This is a genomic window from Microbulbifer thermotolerans (assembly GCF_001617625.1).
Lineage (GTDB): Bacteria > Pseudomonadota > Gammaproteobacteria > Pseudomonadales > Cellvibrionaceae > Microbulbifer > Microbulbifer thermotolerans.
This window is the reverse complement of the sequence record NZ_CP014864.1, coordinates 675,001-691,117: the sequence shown is the minus strand read 5'-3', so window position 1 is coordinate 691,117 and position 16,117 is coordinate 675,001. Positions and strand designations below refer to the sequence as shown.

General features: G+C 57.3%; 10 protein-coding genes and 2 rRNA genes (1 of these 12 cut by a window edge). 2 read left to right on the top strand and 10 right to left on the bottom strand.

Features of this window, described 5'->3' with window-relative positions:
• Positions 1 to 4 precede the first annotated feature (4 nt).
• The 3 genes from A3224_RS02910 to A3224_RS02900 all read right to left on the bottom strand — a co-directional run bounded on the left by A3224_RS02910 (position 5) and on the right by A3224_RS02900 (position 3,318).
• Positions 5 to 772, bottom strand: coding sequence for a TSUP family transporter (locus tag A3224_RS02910; RefSeq protein ID WP_067151241.1), 768 nt, complete (start codon positions 770 to 772; stop codon positions 5 to 7).
• Between the two features lie 108 nt (positions 773 to 880).
• Positions 881 to 1,492, bottom strand: a complete 612-nt coding sequence (locus A3224_RS02905; protein WP_231902443.1) for a lysophospholipid acyltransferase family protein — start codon at positions 1,490 to 1,492, stop codon at positions 881 to 883.
• A 242-nt stretch (positions 1,493 to 1,734) separates the two neighbouring features.
• Positions 1,735 to 3,318 (bottom strand): peptide chain release factor 3, encoded by a 1,584-nt coding sequence (locus tag A3224_RS02900; protein WP_067151238.1) that lies wholly within the window; start codon positions 3,316 to 3,318, stop codon positions 1,735 to 1,737.
• 128 nt (positions 3,319 to 3,446) lie between these two features.
• Here A3224_RS02900 and A3224_RS02895 point away from each other — a divergent pair, with 128 nt between their 5' ends.
• Complete coding sequence (locus A3224_RS02895; RefSeq protein WP_067151235.1) at positions 3,447 to 5,225, top strand: aminopeptidase P family protein; 1,779 nt, start codon at positions 3,447 to 3,449, stop codon at positions 5,223 to 5,225.
• A gap of 408 nt (positions 5,226 to 5,633) precedes the next feature.
• On the opposite strand, the gene A3224_RS02890 is transcribed toward A3224_RS02895, so the two are convergent.
• The 5 genes from A3224_RS02890 to A3224_RS02870 all read right to left on the bottom strand — a co-directional run bounded on the left by A3224_RS02890 (position 5,634) and on the right by A3224_RS02870 (position 11,238).
• Positions 5,634 to 7,010, bottom strand: a complete 1,377-nt coding sequence (locus tag A3224_RS02890; RefSeq protein ID WP_067151232.1) for an MATE family efflux transporter — start codon at positions 7,008 to 7,010, stop codon at positions 5,634 to 5,636.
• Positions 7,011 to 7,189: 179 nt separating this feature from the next.
• A complete protein-coding gene (gene rimI / locus A3224_RS02885; RefSeq protein ID WP_067151229.1) occupies positions 7,190 to 7,654 on the bottom strand; it encodes a ribosomal protein S18-alanine N-acetyltransferase in 465 nt (154 codons plus the stop codon).
• Entirely contained in the window at positions 7,651 to 8,430 is a 780-nt protein-coding gene (locus tag A3224_RS02880; protein ID WP_067151225.1) for a uracil-DNA glycosylase family protein, read from the bottom strand. Before A3224_RS02880 ends, rimI begins: the two co-directional genes overlap by 4 nt.
• Entirely contained in the window at positions 8,431 to 9,966 is a 1,536-nt protein-coding gene (locus A3224_RS02875) for a 2-isopropylmalate synthase (RefSeq protein ID WP_067151222.1), read from the bottom strand.
• Positions 9,967 to 10,758: 792 nt separating this feature from the next.
• On the bottom strand, positions 10,759 to 11,238 hold the full coding sequence (locus tag A3224_RS02870; RefSeq protein ID WP_067151219.1) for a glutathione peroxidase: 480 nt from the start codon (positions 11,236 to 11,238) through the stop codon (positions 10,759 to 10,761).
• A 168-nt stretch (positions 11,239 to 11,406) separates the two neighbouring features.
• Between A3224_RS02870 and A3224_RS02865 the strand changes: the two genes are divergently transcribed.
• Positions 11,407 to 13,341, top strand: coding sequence for a cytochrome c/FTR1 family iron permease (locus A3224_RS02865; RefSeq protein WP_067151216.1), 1,935 nt, complete (start codon positions 11,407 to 11,409; stop codon positions 13,339 to 13,341).
• Positions 13,342 to 13,856: 515 nt separating this feature from the next.
• Here A3224_RS02865 and rrf read toward each other — a convergent pair.
• Positions 13,857 to 13,972 (bottom strand): 5S ribosomal RNA (rrf, locus tag A3224_RS02860).
• Between the two features lie 204 nt (positions 13,973 to 14,176).
• Positions 14,177 to 16,117: ribosomal RNA gene (locus A3224_RS02855) — 23S ribosomal RNA — on the bottom strand (it continues 938 nt past the right edge of the window).

The following is a 16,117-nucleotide window of genomic DNA, read 5'->3' as shown; positions in this document are numbered from 1 at the left end:
GCTCTCACACTTCCAGCAACAGCTTCAACGCCACCACCAGGGTAGCGAGAATAATCACCGGCTTGATCAGGCGCGCACCGCGAGAAATAACCAGATTGGACCCCAGGCGCGCACCGGCGAACTGAGCGGCAGACATACCGATGGCGAGCCATAGTAACAGGTGGCCGCCGGCCATAAAGATCAGCATGGAAGTCACGTTAGTAACCAGCACCAGCGGCTTGGTATGCGCGGTAGCTCTACGTATGTTGTAGCCGAGCAGTGCGCTGAAAGCCAGCGCGTAAATGGATCCCATGCCGGGGCCAAAAAAGCCGCCGTAAAACCCGATGCCTCCACCGGCGAAGAGATTGAACAAGCTATTCGAAATGCGCGGCTTGCTATCAATATCAGAGATGCGGGGAGAAAAGAGAAAATAAAGCGCAATGGCAATCAGCAATAGCGGCAGCAATGTGTCTAATTGTTCACCCCCCAACTGCGTCACACTCCAGGTCCCCAACACAGCGCCAACTATCGCCGCCAGTAATCCCGGCCACAGAGGACGCAAGTCGAGGTGCCCTTTCTGAAAGAAGTTAATCGTCGAGGAAAGCGTACCGAAAACGCTCTGGAATTTATTGGTGCCCAGAGCATCCAGTGGCGGGATACCTGCCCAGAGCAGCGCGGGCAAGGTGATAATGCCACCGCCGCCGGCAATCGCGCTGACAAAACCAGCCGTAAAGGCAACCGAAATCAGGAGCAGGCAGGTAAAAAGAGAAAGCCCACCGTCTATCAGCACCACAGCGGGAACCTCTGATGAATCCGCGGGCGCTCTATCGCCGGTTCTCCGCTATTTGGGCAATGTCGGTCCGGGCGCGAATTCATCAAAGTCAGGCTCCTTTGCTCCCGCTCAGGGCTGATGCTCCACGAAGTCTGTCTGGTTTTCCGGATAGCGCCCTCGGTATTTACTGAAGCGCCGCTGTATCTCTCTCATGTCCGCCTCCAAATCTCCGGTGGGATGATAGAGGGAGTCGATACGGATGCATTTGTGGGCAAAATCCCAGGCCACCAGCAGCACGGGGACATCCGCGGCATAGGCAATGCGCAAAAAGCCGTTTTTCCACTTGCTCACCTTCTTGCGGGTGCCTTCCGGCATAATCGCCACCCACAGCTTATCCTTGTGCTGAAATTGCCTGGCGATCTGCTGCGCCAGGCCCCCTGGCGCAGAGCGGTCAGTGGGAATACCGCCGAGCCACAGAAATAAGCGCTTGAATGGAAAGAAAAAGGCCTCTTTTTTCATCAGCCAGGAAATTTTAATTCTAAGCGCCATAATAAATGGCATGGCGACAACGAAATCCCAGTTGGACGTGTGCGGCGCCATCGCCACCATCACTTTTTTCTCGCGCGGGAATTCACCCTCCAGGCGCCAACCGAGCAACCGGGTAAACATCAGACCGATTGCCTTGGTCAGCCCATTGCCTTTACGGGGTATCTCTTCGGGTATTTCTTTTGGAATGCTCACTAACTCAGTCTCTCAAAATTCAAACCAATACACGGACATAGTCATTATTAGGGAATTTCTGATGAATTCGCTTCCAGACTCTAAGAGGCCCTCTGGCTAAATCTCCTCCTGGCGGTAAAGCTATTTCCAGGCCTATTGAAATGCTCAGATAACGGAATAGGCATTGCGAAAACGCACGAGGACAACCCTCGCTTTGCCAGATTAATCTCATTACCTAAGCGCGCGCATTCATCCGAGGTTTCTCAATGCTCCCGGGTGGCATAGAAGCGGATTTCCGGATAGCGCTCCTCAGCCAACTGCAAGTTGACGCGGGTCGGCGCCAGGTAGGTCAGGTGACCACTGCCATCCAGCGCCAGATTAGTGCTGGCCTTGCGTTTGAAGTTCTCCAACTCCTTGGCGTTGTCACTGTCCACCCAGCGCGCGGTATTTACGTTTACATTTTCGTAGATGGCCTCCACCTTGTATTCGTCCTTAAGGCGGAAGGCCACCACCTCAAACTGCAACACCCCCACAGCGCCGACAATAATGTCGTTATTGTCCAGCGGAAAGAAAACCTGCGTGGAGCCTTCTTCGGAAAGCTGCTGCAACCCTTTCTGCAATTGTTTCAGCTTCAGCGGGTCCTTCAGGCGGATACGGCGGAAGAGTTCCGGGGCGAAGTTCGGAATACCGGTGAACTTGAGATTTTCGCCCTCGGTAAAGGTATCCCCAATCTGAATGGTGCCGTGGTTGTGCAGGCCGATAATATCGCCGGCGATCGCCTCCTCTACGTGGGTGCGGTCGCCGGCCATAAATGTCACAGCGTCGGCGATCTTCACATCCTTACCCAGGCGCACGTGCCGCATTTTCATACCGCGGCTGTAGGTGCCGGAGCAAACCCGCATAAAAGCAATGCGGTCGCGGTGCTTCGGGTCCATGTTTGCCTGAATCTTAAACACGAATCCGCTGAATTTTTCTTCTCCCGGCGCAACACTGCGCTCGTTGGCGGGCCTGGGCTGGGGGCCCGGTGCCCACTCGACAAAACCGTCGAGCATCTCGCGCACCCCGAAGTTGCCCAGCGCAGTGCCAAAAAACACCGGAGTCAGCTTGCCGGCCAGATAGGCCTCCAGATCAAATTCGTGGGTGGCGCCGCGCACCAGTTCTATTTCCTCGCGGATATCGTCGGCGTACTCGCCCAACAGCGCACTCGCCTCATCAGAGTCCAGCCCCTTAATCTGGGTATCTTCGGGGATAGTGTGGCCCTGCCCCTGCTCGTACACATGTATGGTGTCCGTGTAGAGGTTGTAGACGCCCTTGAAGTTCTTGCCGGAGCCCAGGGGCCAGTTGATCGGCGCCGCCTGAATATCCAGCACTTCCTCGATTTCATCCATTACCTCAATAGGATCGCGGATGTCCCGGTCCAGCTTGTTGATAAACGACAGGATCGGGGTGGTACGCAAGCGGCACACGTTCATCAGCTTTATGGTGCGGTCTTCGACCCCCTTGGCGCCATCGATCACCATCAGGGCGGAGTCCACCGCGGTCAGCACCCGGTAGGTGTCTTCGGAGAAATCTTCGTGGCCGGGGGTGTCCAGCAGGTTGACCGTACGCCCCTTGTAGGGGAACTGCATAACGGAAGAGGTCACGGAAATGCCCCGCTCCTGTTCCATCGTCATCCAGTCGGAGCGCGCGTGGGGCCCCTTTTTGCCCTTGACCGAACCGGCCAGCTGAATCGCATTCCCGAACAGCAGCAGTTTTTCCGTGACAGTCGTCTTACCGGCGTCCGGGTGAGAAATGATCGCGAAGGTGCGGCGGTCGGTGTATCCCGCCTGGGTAGAACTCTGGCCCATACTCTAAGATTCGATAACTCGGCGTTCAGCAAAAACAAGGCGCGCATTATACACGCCGGCACGGCGGCGAGTGCTGGAAAACTGATCACATGGGTCCTAGACTGCGCATTTTTTGCTGGAGGTGGATCATGAGTCGGGAACGCTTGCAGGCATTGCGGGAAACGCTTAAACAGCAAGGTGTACAGGCCTTTCTGGTGCCGAGGGGAGATGAATACCAAAACGAATATGTTCCCGCATCCGACGAGCGCCTGGCCTGGCTCACCGGCTTTACCGGCTCGGCCGGCATGGCAGCGATTGCGGCGGAGCACGCGGCGCTGTTCGTAGATGGCCGCTATACCCTACAAGCCCAGCAGCAGCTGCGCGACCAGCCCATCGAGCAGGAAAGCCTGAGCATGGACGCCATTGCCGACTGGCTGTGCGAGCAACTGCGACCTGGCGATGCCCTGGGCTACGATCCGCGCCTACACACGGAACTAGGCCTGGCGACATTGAAAAAGCGCCTCAACGAACGGGATATCAATCTGCGTCCGCTGGAGGACAATCCTATAGACGCGATATGGCGCGACAAGCCCGCGCCCCCTTGTGGCCCCGCGCGTCCCCATCCCTTGGCCTTTACCGGCGAGCACTCGGCAGATAAACGTGCGCGCATCGCCGCCCAGCTGGCGGAGCGGCGCGCCGACGCACTCTGGCTGCCGAATCCGGAAGTCTGTGCCTGGCTGTTCAATATCCGCGGGACGGACGTTCCCCACCTGCCAGTGGCGCTGGCCTGCGGCCTCCTGTACCGCGACGGCAGTGCCACCCTCTATTTAGCCGCAGAAGCGGTTAGCGAGGCGCTGTTAGAGCACTTGGATAACGACGTCAGTATCGTCAACGATAAAAGCGAACTCTTCACCGCCGCCCAGCGACACCACGTGGCAAAGATCTGGGTAGATCCGCAAATCACTAACTGCTGGACCCTGCAGCAATTGCGCGCGCGGGATATCGAACTGCTGCAAGAGCGGGATCCCGTCACCCGGGCCAAGGCGCGTAAAAATCCCGTGGAGCTGGCGGGCGCCCGCGCCGCCCACGAGCGCGATGGCGCCGCTCTGTGCGAGTTCCTCGCTGAGCTGCCGGACGCTGTGGCCGCAAGCGCTGCCGACACCCCATTCGGCGAACTGGAGGCGGCGGGATTGCTCCGCGCCAAACGCGAGCAGCGCGAAGGATTTCAGGACGACAGCTTCGATGCGATTTCCGGCTATGGTCCCAATGGCGCCATAGTGCACTATCGGGTCAGCCGCGAATCCAGCCTGCCGCTGAAACCCGAGGGCCTCTACCTGATCGACTCCGGTGGGCAGTACCCAGATGGCACCACTGATGTGACCCGTACCCTGGCGCTCGGCGATTTTCCCGCGCATGCACGGGAACATTTCACCCGTGTACTCAAAGGGCATATTGCCATCGCCACGCTGCACTTTCCCAAGGGCACCTGTGGCGAACAGATAGATGCTTTTGCGCGCAAATCCCTGTGGGATGCGGGTCTGGACTACGCCCACGGCACCGGCCACGGCGTCGGCAGCTTTCTCAGTGTGCACGAAGGGCCGCAGCGAATCGGCAAAGCCGCCAGTGGCGTGGCACTGGAACCGGGGATGATCCTGTCAAATGAGCCGGGGTTTTACCTGACCGGGCAATACGGCATCCGCATTGAGAACCTGGTTTTCGTCAAGGAGTCCGATAAACACCACGGTTTCCTTGAATTCGAAACACTGACACTGGCACCGATCGATAAAAGGCTGATCGACACCGGGCTACTCAACGAGGCGGAAAAAGCGTGGCTAAACCGTTACCACCGGCGAGTGCGGGAAACGCTGCTACCGCTGGTAAACGAGAAAACACAAAAGTGGCTGCACGAAGCCACCGAAACCATCTGACCCGAGAAAGCAACAGAGAAAGGGTCCGGATGCATTCGCATCCGGGCCTGAGAAATCTGTGAATATCCGCTTACCGGCGGTAAAGACACTTCGAGGTCAGGGAGACGTTCAGGAAATGCCCGCCTCATTACCTAAGAAACCTCTGAATAATTCGTGTGAACACAATGGTAGGTTCCGGGGCGCTCAGGTAATAGGACGGATATTTCGAAAACGCACGAGTACTTCCCTGTAGCTCCGACGGATACCTCCCTGTATCCGACGGTTTCGAAATATCTGTCCTATCACCTGAGCTTCATATCCGCCCCAAATGAATTAATCAGAGGCTCCATAAGGAACCGACTACAGTGCTCCGTTGATCACAGAGGCGCCCCAAAGAAACGAGCCCCCCGGAAGCAAAGCCAGCGACGCCTAGCGGGCCTGGGGCTGTGCCGCCCCCGGCGCGGCACAAGTGCCGATATCCCGACGCAGCCACCACCAGGCCAGGGCTCCCAACAGAAGATTGGATATTCCCGTAGCGACAAATAGGCCACTGACTCCCCAGTAATGACTGCCCAGCCAAGCCAAGGGCAAATAGACGCCAAGTACGCGCAGGAAGGAAATCAACGTAGCCGGCAACGGACGCCCGAGCCCGTTAAAGGCGGCATTGGCGGACATCACAAATCCATAGCCAGCGTAGCTGGCGGGCACCAGGGTCAGATAGGCCACCGCCACTGCCAACACTTCCTCGGAGTCACTGAACAACCCCGCCAACGCCGGTCCCACGGCGTAGAGCACTAGCGCCAGCGAGAAACCACAACCGACACAGAAGCGCGCCAACACACTGACCGTTTCCCGCAGGCGCGCCGTTTTGCCCGCCCCCGCATTCTGGCCGACAAATGGCCCCACGACCGACGAGAGGGCGTAGAAAATAATCAGCGCTACAGGCTCTATACGCAGCGCAATGCCGAGTCCCGCCACGGCATCGGCACCGTGCGCGGCCACTAGCGCTACCACCACACCACCGGCCATGGGAATAATGACATTGGTGGCCACCGCCGGCAGCCCCACCGCCAGCACCGTCCGCCAGGACTCCAACAGCGGGGAGAGCTTCCAGCCCGGTACGGCCATCAAATGCTCTCGCCGTATCAAAAAATAAAGTGCGATAAAAAAACTGATACCCCGTGCGATAACCGTTGACAGCGCAGCCCCCTGTAATTCAAGGCGCGGGAAACCCAGCAAGCCAAAAATCAGTAGTGGGTCCAGAATCAGGTTAAAAAACGCCACCGCCATCATAATGCGTCCGGTCAGGGCGCTGTTACCGATGGCGCGCAGCGCCGACAAGGCCACCATGGGTACCACCGCAAATACCGCACCCAGGTACCAGGGCACCATATAGTCGGCAATCAACGGCAGCATTTCCGGCGCGGCGCCGAGCAGTCTGAAAAGGGGATCGATGGTGGCGAGCCCCACGCCACTGACCACGAGAGCAACCAGCAGCGCTAGCAGCGAAGCATCGGTCACCAAGCGCCGCACCCGTGCCAGATCTCCGGCGCCATAGGCCCGCGCCACTGCCGAGGAAGTCCCCGCCCCCAGCCCGATGGCGACGCTGTTGATCACCATCACCACCGGGAAGGTAAAACTCATCGCCGCCAGCGGCGCATTGCCCAGTTGGGCGACAAAATAAGTATCCACCACATTAAAGGACATGGTGGCGAGAATACCCCACACCATCGGCAGTGCCAGCCGGCGTAGATGGCCGGCGACGGACCCTTCCAGCAGAGAGGGATGCTTTTGCGATAACGCCATGAAAAACTCTTTGCGGAAATTTGAAATCCACCGGATTGCGGTGGATGTAGGCAACACCGGGCAATAGTTTATCAGCCCCGCGCGCGCCAGGAGCGATTCGAGTCACTATTGTCTGCTATCGATTTCGCATCGCACAAGTCAGCGTGGATCACTTGGTTCGAGCGTTTAAACTCGCCGAATCAACGCGCAGTATTGAGACTCATCAGTACGGCATCCTCTCGCCCGCCACCTTCCGCCGGATAATAATTTTTACGCACGCCGTCCTCGTAAAAACCCAGTTTGCGGTAAAGAGACAGGGCGGCAACATTCGATGCGCGTACTTCCAACAAGACGCGAGTAATCTGACGCGGCAAGCCTGCGATCAGCCGCTGCAGCAGGGCCCCGGCGATACCGCGCCGCCGCCAGTCCGGCGCCACGGCAATATCGAGAATTTCCGCTTCGTCAAACAGCGATGAAATCACGCAACAGGCGATAGGCTCGCCGCACACCGACAACAGCAGCCAGCACTGGTGTCCAGCGCACAGGCTGTCCCGGTATTGGGCTTCAGTCCAGGGGTGGGAGTGGGCAGCGCGAGCCAGCGTCGCGAAGGCGCCGCAGTGCGTTTCGTTAGCCGCGATTAAACGCGCGCCCGGCGGGAAAGTCATTGAGCCCGGGTCTGTTCGGGGTAAGCTTGGCGCAGCAACTGCCATACGTCTCGCTTGCGCTCCGGCTGCTGCAGCAATTCCGACAAGCTCGGCATAGCGAGCACGCGGATCCCCTTCCAGTCGTTGATAGTGTTTTCCAACGAGACCGGCGCACAGAAGTCCCGCGCCTGCCGACCCATCAGCCAGATGGACTTGACGGGGCGGCGCGCACTGGCGGCCTCCAGCCAGGCGGAACAGGTGTCCCGCGCCTCCGCCGCCGAAGCGGCGGGCCCGAAGCGATTCTCCGCCAGCGGCCAGCGCAGGCGGTCCTGCTCGCGCGGCAATTGGTGCCACCCAAGCGCGCGGGCAATATTGTTGAATAATGCCTCCACCGGCAGTGCCGCTCCCGGCTCCCTGCTGTCCACCGCCAACAGTTCCCCGCCAAGCCACCAGCAGCTGAGCACAAAGGGGGCGGGGGCAGGCTCTGTCCGCGGCGTATCAGATAGGTCTCGCGCCGGGACTGTTTTTTGCGTATCAGAAGCCCGAACGGTGGTTTTGGAAGTGCCGGGCTCCAAGATGCCCAGGTCCGCCAGCTGGGCGGCGGGCGTAGCCGGTACCGCGACCGTCAACTCGGTGACAGCCGCCGGCCCAATCGCTTCCGGGGCGCGACTTTCCGGTGCGGGCTCTTGGGGCAACTCCGCCTGGCGCGGCGCTGGAGCATGCGGCAGCAGGAAGCGCGGCACATAGCTGACCACGCCCATTACCGACAGATATTCGGCCCGCTGCAACTCGTTCACTTAAACGCCTTTTCTCTTGTTCTCACCGGAATCGAGCATATTTAACGCGTCCAGGTAGGCCTGGGCCGAGGCCACCAGAATATCGGTATCGGCACCGACTCCGTTGACCAAACGCCCATCGCGCTCCAGGCGCACGGTAACCGTGCCCTGGGAATCTGTACCCTGGGTGACGGCATTGACCGAGTAGAGTTTCAGATCTGCCTGGCTCTTGGCGATGGATTCGATCGCCTTGAAGGTAGCATCGACCGGGCCACTGCCGTAGGCTTCGACGCGGTGGGATTCGCCGTCGATCAGCAGGCGCAGCTGCGCCTGTGGCAGGCTGCCGAACTTGCTGCGCACTTCCAGGTCCTCCAGCCGATAGCGCTCCACAGGCGCCTCGGTTCCGGTGACCAGAGATTGCAGGTCTTCATCAAAAATTTCGTGTTTCTTGTCCGCCAGCGCCTTGAAGCGCTCAAACACCATTTGGAACTCAGCGGTATCCTCGAAATGAATACCCAGCTCCTCATAGCGCGCTTTGACCGCGGCGCGGCCTGAGTGCTTGCCCAACACCAAGCGGTTGTGGCCCCAGCCCACGTCCTGGGCGCGCATGATTTCGTAGGTTTCGCGGTGCTTGAGCACACCGTCCTGATGGATACCGGATTCATGGGCAAAGGCATTGGCGCCGACAATTGCCTTGTTCGGCTGCACAGGAAAGCCAGTGATGGAGGATACCAACCGCGATGTGGGCACTATGTGGCTGGTGTCTATTCCGGTTTCCACCGGGAACAGATCCTGGCGGGTGCGCACCGCCATAACGATTTCCTCCAGCGAGGCATTGCCCGCCCGCTCACCGAGCCCATTGATGGTGCACTCCACCTGGCGCACACCATTCATTACCGCGGACAGTGAGTTGGCTACCGCCAATCCCAGGTCGTTATGACAGTGCGTGGAGAAAATTGCCTTATCGGAATTGGGTACATTTTCAATCACGCGCCTGAACATGGCCCCGTATTCGCCGGGCTCACCGTAACCTACGGTATCGGGAATATTGATAGTACCGGCGCCAGCGTTAATTACCGCCTCGATGATACGGTACATGAACTCCGGCTCGGAACGGCTGCCATCCTCTAGTGAGAACTCCACATCATCTGTGAATTGACGCGCAAGTTTGACCGCTTCCACCGCGCGCTCCAGTACCTTTTCCGGCTCCATCTGCAGCTTGTACTTCATGTGGATCGGTGAGGTGGCGATAAAGGTATGGATACGCGACGCATTAGCCTTCTTGAGCGCCTCACCAGCGCGGCTGATATCCGGTCCCACAGCGCGGGCCAGACTGCACACCCGGGAGTCCTTCACTGTCTCGGCCACCGCCTGGACCGCCTCAAAATCACCGGGACTCGCAATGGCGAAACCCGCCTCGATCACATCCACGCGCATACGCTCCAGCATGCGCGCAATGCGAATCTTTTCATCTTTGGTCATGGAGGCGCCGGGGCTCTGCTCACCATCGCGCAAAGTCGTATCGAATATGACTAATTTATCTTTTTTAGTGTTCATCTGGGCTTCTCTCCTAATCTGGCCCGAGGCTAAACAGCGTGCGAATCGCTGTCTACGCGCCCAAAAAATACAGTGTGGAATTCTGTCGGAAGGTAAAGAAATAAAATTATATGCCGCGACGCGGCAGTCGCAGCGAGAAAGCTAAGGCGCGGTAGAGGTGCCAGGAATTGAAACAAACAGTATACATGGCGATTTCTGCGCAACAGTGCGGTCAAGTGCTGGCATTATGCCCCCACCCTGTAAAACTGGTCAACAACCATCCTAATAATCATCATTGCGCGGCACAATTTTAGGATGCGCCTCCGCACTGTTGTACTGTTTGCGCAAATCGCAAACCACCGATGGCAAACAACGCTTTAATTTGCGACCTGAAACTTCTCCAGCAACCAACACAGTTGACGGTGGAGCCTTGCCAGCTCCGGCTGCGACAGTGGCGGCGTATTGAACAATTGTTTTAGCAAGGCCCATGCGCTCGGTTTAAGCCCGCACGGCGTCGGTGATCGCCACCCACCACAGGGCGCAAGCTGGAACAACCAGTCCGCGCTCTTCCATTCGTTGGGTCAGGAGTGCCCGAACTCAGCTTCAGACGGCGCCGACGCGCGCCACACAGTTATCAGCCCCTCACCCTGCCCAGTCCACTCCCAGAGGATCAGCAACACTATGTATTGAGGGCTGGTCACACCCAGTGCCCACCAAGGTGTCCCGTAGCCCCAAGCCATTGGCCTGAAGGCGGCGTAGAGGGCAAAACACAGCTGGCGGCTTAGGGCGAGAGATCCATCCTCAGCGGGCCTGTCACAGTAGCCGCTCGATTTCTGATTCCAAATTCTCCGGTTTGTCTTTGGGCGCGAAGCGCTTGACCTGCTGACCGTCCCGGCTCACCAGGAACTTGGTGAAATTCCACTTGATGGCCTCTGTACCCAGCAGGCCCGGCGCCCGCCGCTTGAGCGCCACAAATAGCGGATGGGCATCGGGGCCGTTGACTTCCAGCTTGGCATGGACAGGGAAAGTAACACCGTAGTTCAGCGCGCAGAATTGCTGTATTTCGTCATTGCTGCCCGGCTCCTGCTTACCAAATTGATTACAGGGGAAGCCCAGCACCACCAATCCCCGATCTTTGTACTTCTCGTATAAGGCTTCCAACCCTTTGTATTGGGAAGTGAAACCACACTTGCTGGCAGTGTTTACAATCAGCAGCACCTGCCCCCGGTACGCCGCCAGAGAGGCTGTGGAGCCATCGGCATTCTGGAATGATATAGAGTAAAGGTCGCTCATTGGCGGACTCCGGCTATTTCAATTGCGCAAAGTTACATTGTGCAAAATGACTTTCAAAAGCCAATTCCTGGGTAAAGATGGGGTATATCTACTTTATTGTGAGAATAATTATCAATAATATTATACGCCAAACGACCAACGTCTTTTGCGTCAATACAAGGACATCCCATGCCCCTCTCCCAGTATTTGAGGCGCCTCTTAGCAGCGCTGTTCTTCTTAACCGCAATTCCCACCCTGGCTCAGGAGTCGGGTCTTTCCGAACAGGAGCTGCGCCAGCTTATGCAACTGGCCGAATACATCGGTGTGGACTACTCGGAAGCCGTGGAAAACGGCGAAATCATCAACGGGGAAGAATATGCAGAGATGGAAGAGTTCGCGGATCTGCTGGTCAATCGCGGACGTCAACTCACCCCCTCTCCGGAAGCTGAAGCCATCCGCAAGGAAGCCCAGGCCCTGCAAACAGCTATTGGGCGCAAAGCCAGCCTGAGCGAAGTACAGACACATACCGCCCAATTGCGTCAAAAGCTGCTCGCCATAGCCCCCACCCTATCGCTGCCGCAATCACTGCTCAGCGTCGAGGAGAGCCGGACACTCTACCGGGCTAATTGCGTGGCCTGTCACGGCGACACCGGCATGGGCGACGGCCCCCTGGCAGCACAGCTGGAACCGCCCCCCACCAACTTCCACGAACGTGAACGCGCGGAAAACCGCTCGCTGCTCGGCCTCTACGACGCTATCAGCAACGGTATTGACGGCACAGCTATGGCCTCTTTCAGCCAACTGACAGAGCAGCAGCGCTGGTCCCTGGCGTTCTATGTAGGCAGCCTCGCGTTCACTGATTCAGTGGGCGATGTCTCTGACTCCCCTCTGGCCTTGCAGGACTTGGTGATGTACAGCCCGCAAGTACTGCACAAGAACCGGCCCGAGATCTCCGCGGACACCATCGCAGCATTGCGTGCCGACCCGACGGCCCTATTTGAGAAGAAAAGCTCTGACTCAGCGGATCCGATGGATACCGCACGTGGCCAGTTGCAGAAAGCGCTGGCGGCCTATCTGCGCGGTGATTACAAGGATGCCCGCACTTTTGCCGTTAGCGCTTATCTAGACGGCTTCGAACTTTTGGAAAACACGCTGGATTCCCACGACGCAGATCTGCGCCGCGCGATTGAAAGCGACCTGCTCAACCTGCGCGCACAGCTGAATCCGAACAGTGACCCACAGGTAGTGGAACAACAAGTCAGCGATATACTTCAGCGCCTGGATCAGGCCGGAGCGCTGCTGCAGGAATCCAGCCTCTCCGACACAGCGCTGTTTATCGCCAGCCTGATTATCCTTCTGCGCGAGGGCCTGGAGGCACTGCTGGTAGTGATCGCGCTTACGACAATCCTTGTGAAAACACAACGCAGGGACGCACTCAAGTACGTACACATCGGCTGGATCAGCGCCTTTATCGCCGGCTTTGCAACTTGGGTGCTGGCACAGCAATTTATCGCCATCAGTGGCGCCAGCCGCGAGGTGATGGAAGGCGTGGCAGCGTTATTGGCCGCCGCAGTACTTTTCTACGTGGGTTTCTGGATGCACAGCAAGACTCAGACGGAAAGCTGGCAGAAATATATCCAGGAAAGCGTCAATCGAAGTCTCACCGCCGGTACCCTGTGGGGCATTGCCGGCCTGGCCTTTATCGCCGTCTACCGGGAAATTTTTGAAACCATCCTCTTCTACCAGTCCCTGCTCACCCAGACCGCGGAAGGCCAGTACGTAGCCCTGTGGACAGGGGTCGCAGCTGGCGCAGGCCTGCTGGCGGTAATCGGCTGGATTCTGGTGCGCTATTCGGCGCGACTGCCACTCGGCAAATTCTTCTCCGTCACAACTTTGGTACTGCTGGCACTTTCATTTGTGCTTGCCGGCAAGGCCATTGCAGCCCTTCAGGAAGCGGCACTGATCGGCATCAGCCCGATGCCGATCTCTTTCAGCTTCGATTGGCTGGGTATCTACTCCACTTGGCAGGGAATCGGCCTCCAGGCGGCGATTTTGGTAGCCGCACTCTGGCTGATACTGAAGGGGAAAAAGCCCGGCAACACCTCCTCAGCGAAGGCTGTGTGATCCAACCCGCAGCGCCTGAGGCATCCCCAAAATACCCCGCTACTGCGGGGTATTTTTTTATCTGCCAACCGAGAAATATCTGCTCGCTTGCCAACTCATAAAAATGTCATATGACACCCTGGTTACTCACAAAAACCATGGACAGAGTTGTGTATAACTATGGGATAGTTGTCCCCAGCCCCCGATTTTATGCCGCCAGTCACTAAGCGCGTAAAAAAACATCGCCCCCTGTCCTCTCCACCCACAACTGCTCCATGACATCCCGGTTACTAACAGAAGACATGGACAGACTTGTGTATAACTACTGGATATCCCCGTTAAATCAAGGCGTTACGCCACTTCGCGGGAGGCGCATAAAAAAGCAGCGGTGGTTTTTTGCGCGCGCCTGCGGGAGGTAAGGGCGGTTTGTGCAGGAGGTTATCAAACAGGCCGTGCAGATTTTTGCAGGTTTGTTAAGGCTGTGGATTTCGGGCATAAAAAAAAGGCCACCCAGTTGGGTGGCCTTTCGATTTGGCGCCTGACGATGACCTACTCTCACATGGGGAAGCCCCACACTACCATCGGCGATGTTGCGTTTCACTTCTGAGTTCGGCATGGGATCAGGTGGTTCCACAACTCTATTGTCGTCAGGCAAACTGGCTTGGGTGGCTCCGGTCTTATGAGCTTTTGCTCTGCCTTGCCGTTTGGCTGCCCGTTTGCCTCGCTGATCGCTCAGCGCTGACAGCCAACCCAAATAAGTCGGTGAAACAAACTGTAGTAATACACCGCAAGTCTCTGTGCGTCTCTTCACACAATCCAACAGCTTTCGCTTGTCGTCAGTAACCATCTCTGTTGTATGGTCAAGCCTCACGGGCAATTAGTACTGGTTAGCTCAACGCCTCACAACGCTTCCACACCCAGCCTATCAACCTGGTAGTCTTCCAGGGCCCTTCAGGGGACTCAAGGTCCCAGGGAGATCTCATCTTGAAGGAGGCTTCCCGCTTAGATGCTTTCAGCGGTTATCCCGTCCGAACATAGCTACCCGGCAGTGCCACTGGCGTGACAACCGGAACACCAGAGGTTCGTTCACTCCGGTCCTCTCGTACTAGGAGCAACTCTTCTCAAATCTCCAACGCCCACGGCAGATAGGGACCGAACTGTCTCACGACGTTCTAAACCCAGCTCGCGTACCACTTTAAATGGCGAACAGCCATACCCTTGGGACCGGCTTCAGCCCCAGGATGTGATGAGCCGACATCGAGGTGCCAAACACCGCCGTCGATGTGAACTCTTGGGCGGTATCAGCCTGTTATCCCCGGAGTACCTTTTATCCGTTGAGCGACGGCCCTTCCATTCAGAACCGCCGGATCACTATGACCTACTTTCGTACCTGCTCGACATGTCTGTCTCGCAGTCAAGCGCACTTATACCATTATGCTCATTGCATGATTTCCGACCATGCTGAGTGCACCTTCGTACTCCTCCGTTACTCTTTGGGAGGAGACCGCCCCAGTCAAACTACCCACCATACACTGTCCTCGATCCGGATCACGGACCTGAGTTAGAACCTCAAACATGCCAGGGTGGTATTTCAAGGATGGCTCCACGAGAACTGGCGTCCTCGCTTCAAAGCCTCCCACCTATCCTACACAAGCAGGCTCAAAGTTCAGTGCAAAGCTGTAGTAAAGGTTCACGGGGTCTTTCCGTCTAGCCGCGGGTACACTGCATCTTAACAGCGAGTTCAATTTCACTGAGTCCCTGGTGGAGACAGCGTGGCCATCGTTACGCCATTCGTGCAGGTCGGAACTTACCCGACAAGGAATTTCGCTACCTTAGGACCGTTATAGTTACGGCCGCCGTTTACCGGGGCTTCGATCAAGAGCTTCGCTTACGCTAACCCCATCAATTAACCTTCCGGCACCGGGCAGGCGTCACACCCTATACGTCCTCTTACGAGTTTGCAGAGTGCTATGTTTTTAATAAACAGTCGCAGCCACCTGGTCACTTCGACCGGCCTCAGCTCGGGGAGCAAGTCCCTTCACCAAAACCGGCGTACCTTCTCCCGAAGTTACGGTACCATTTTGCCTAGTTCCTTCACCAGGGTTCTCTCAAGCGCCTTGGTATTCTCTACCTGACCACCTGTGTCGGTTTCGAGTACGGTTCTCTATTGCCTGAAGCTTAGAAGTTTTTCCTGGAAGCAGGGCATCAACCACTTCGCTCTCTTAAAGAGAGCTCGTCATCAGCTCTCAGCCTTAGGGACCCGGATTTGCCTAAGTCCCCAGCCTACTACCTTAAACACGGACAACCGATCGCCGTGCTGGCCTAGCCTTCTCCGTCACTCCATCGCAGCAATAGCGAGTACAGGAATATTAACCTGTTTCCCATCAACTACGGCTTTCGCCCTCGCCTTAGGGGCCGACTAACCCTGTCCCGATTAGCGTTGGACAGGAACCCTTGGTCTTCCGGCGGGGAGGTTTTTCACCCCCCTTGTCGTTACTCATGTCAGCATTCGCACTTGTGATACCTCCAGCCAACCTCCCGATTGACCTTCAACGGCTTACACAACGCTCCTCTACCATGCCCGAAGGCATCCGCAGCTTCGGTTACCAGTTTAGCCCCGGTATATCTTCCGCGCAGGCCGACTCGACTAGTGAGCTATTACGCTTTCTTTAAAAGATGGCTGCTTCTAAGCCAACTTCCTAGCTGTCTGGGCCTTCCCACATCGTTTCCCACTTAACTGGTATTTGGGACCTTAGCTGGCGGTCTGGGTTGTTTCCCTTTCCACGACGGACGTTAG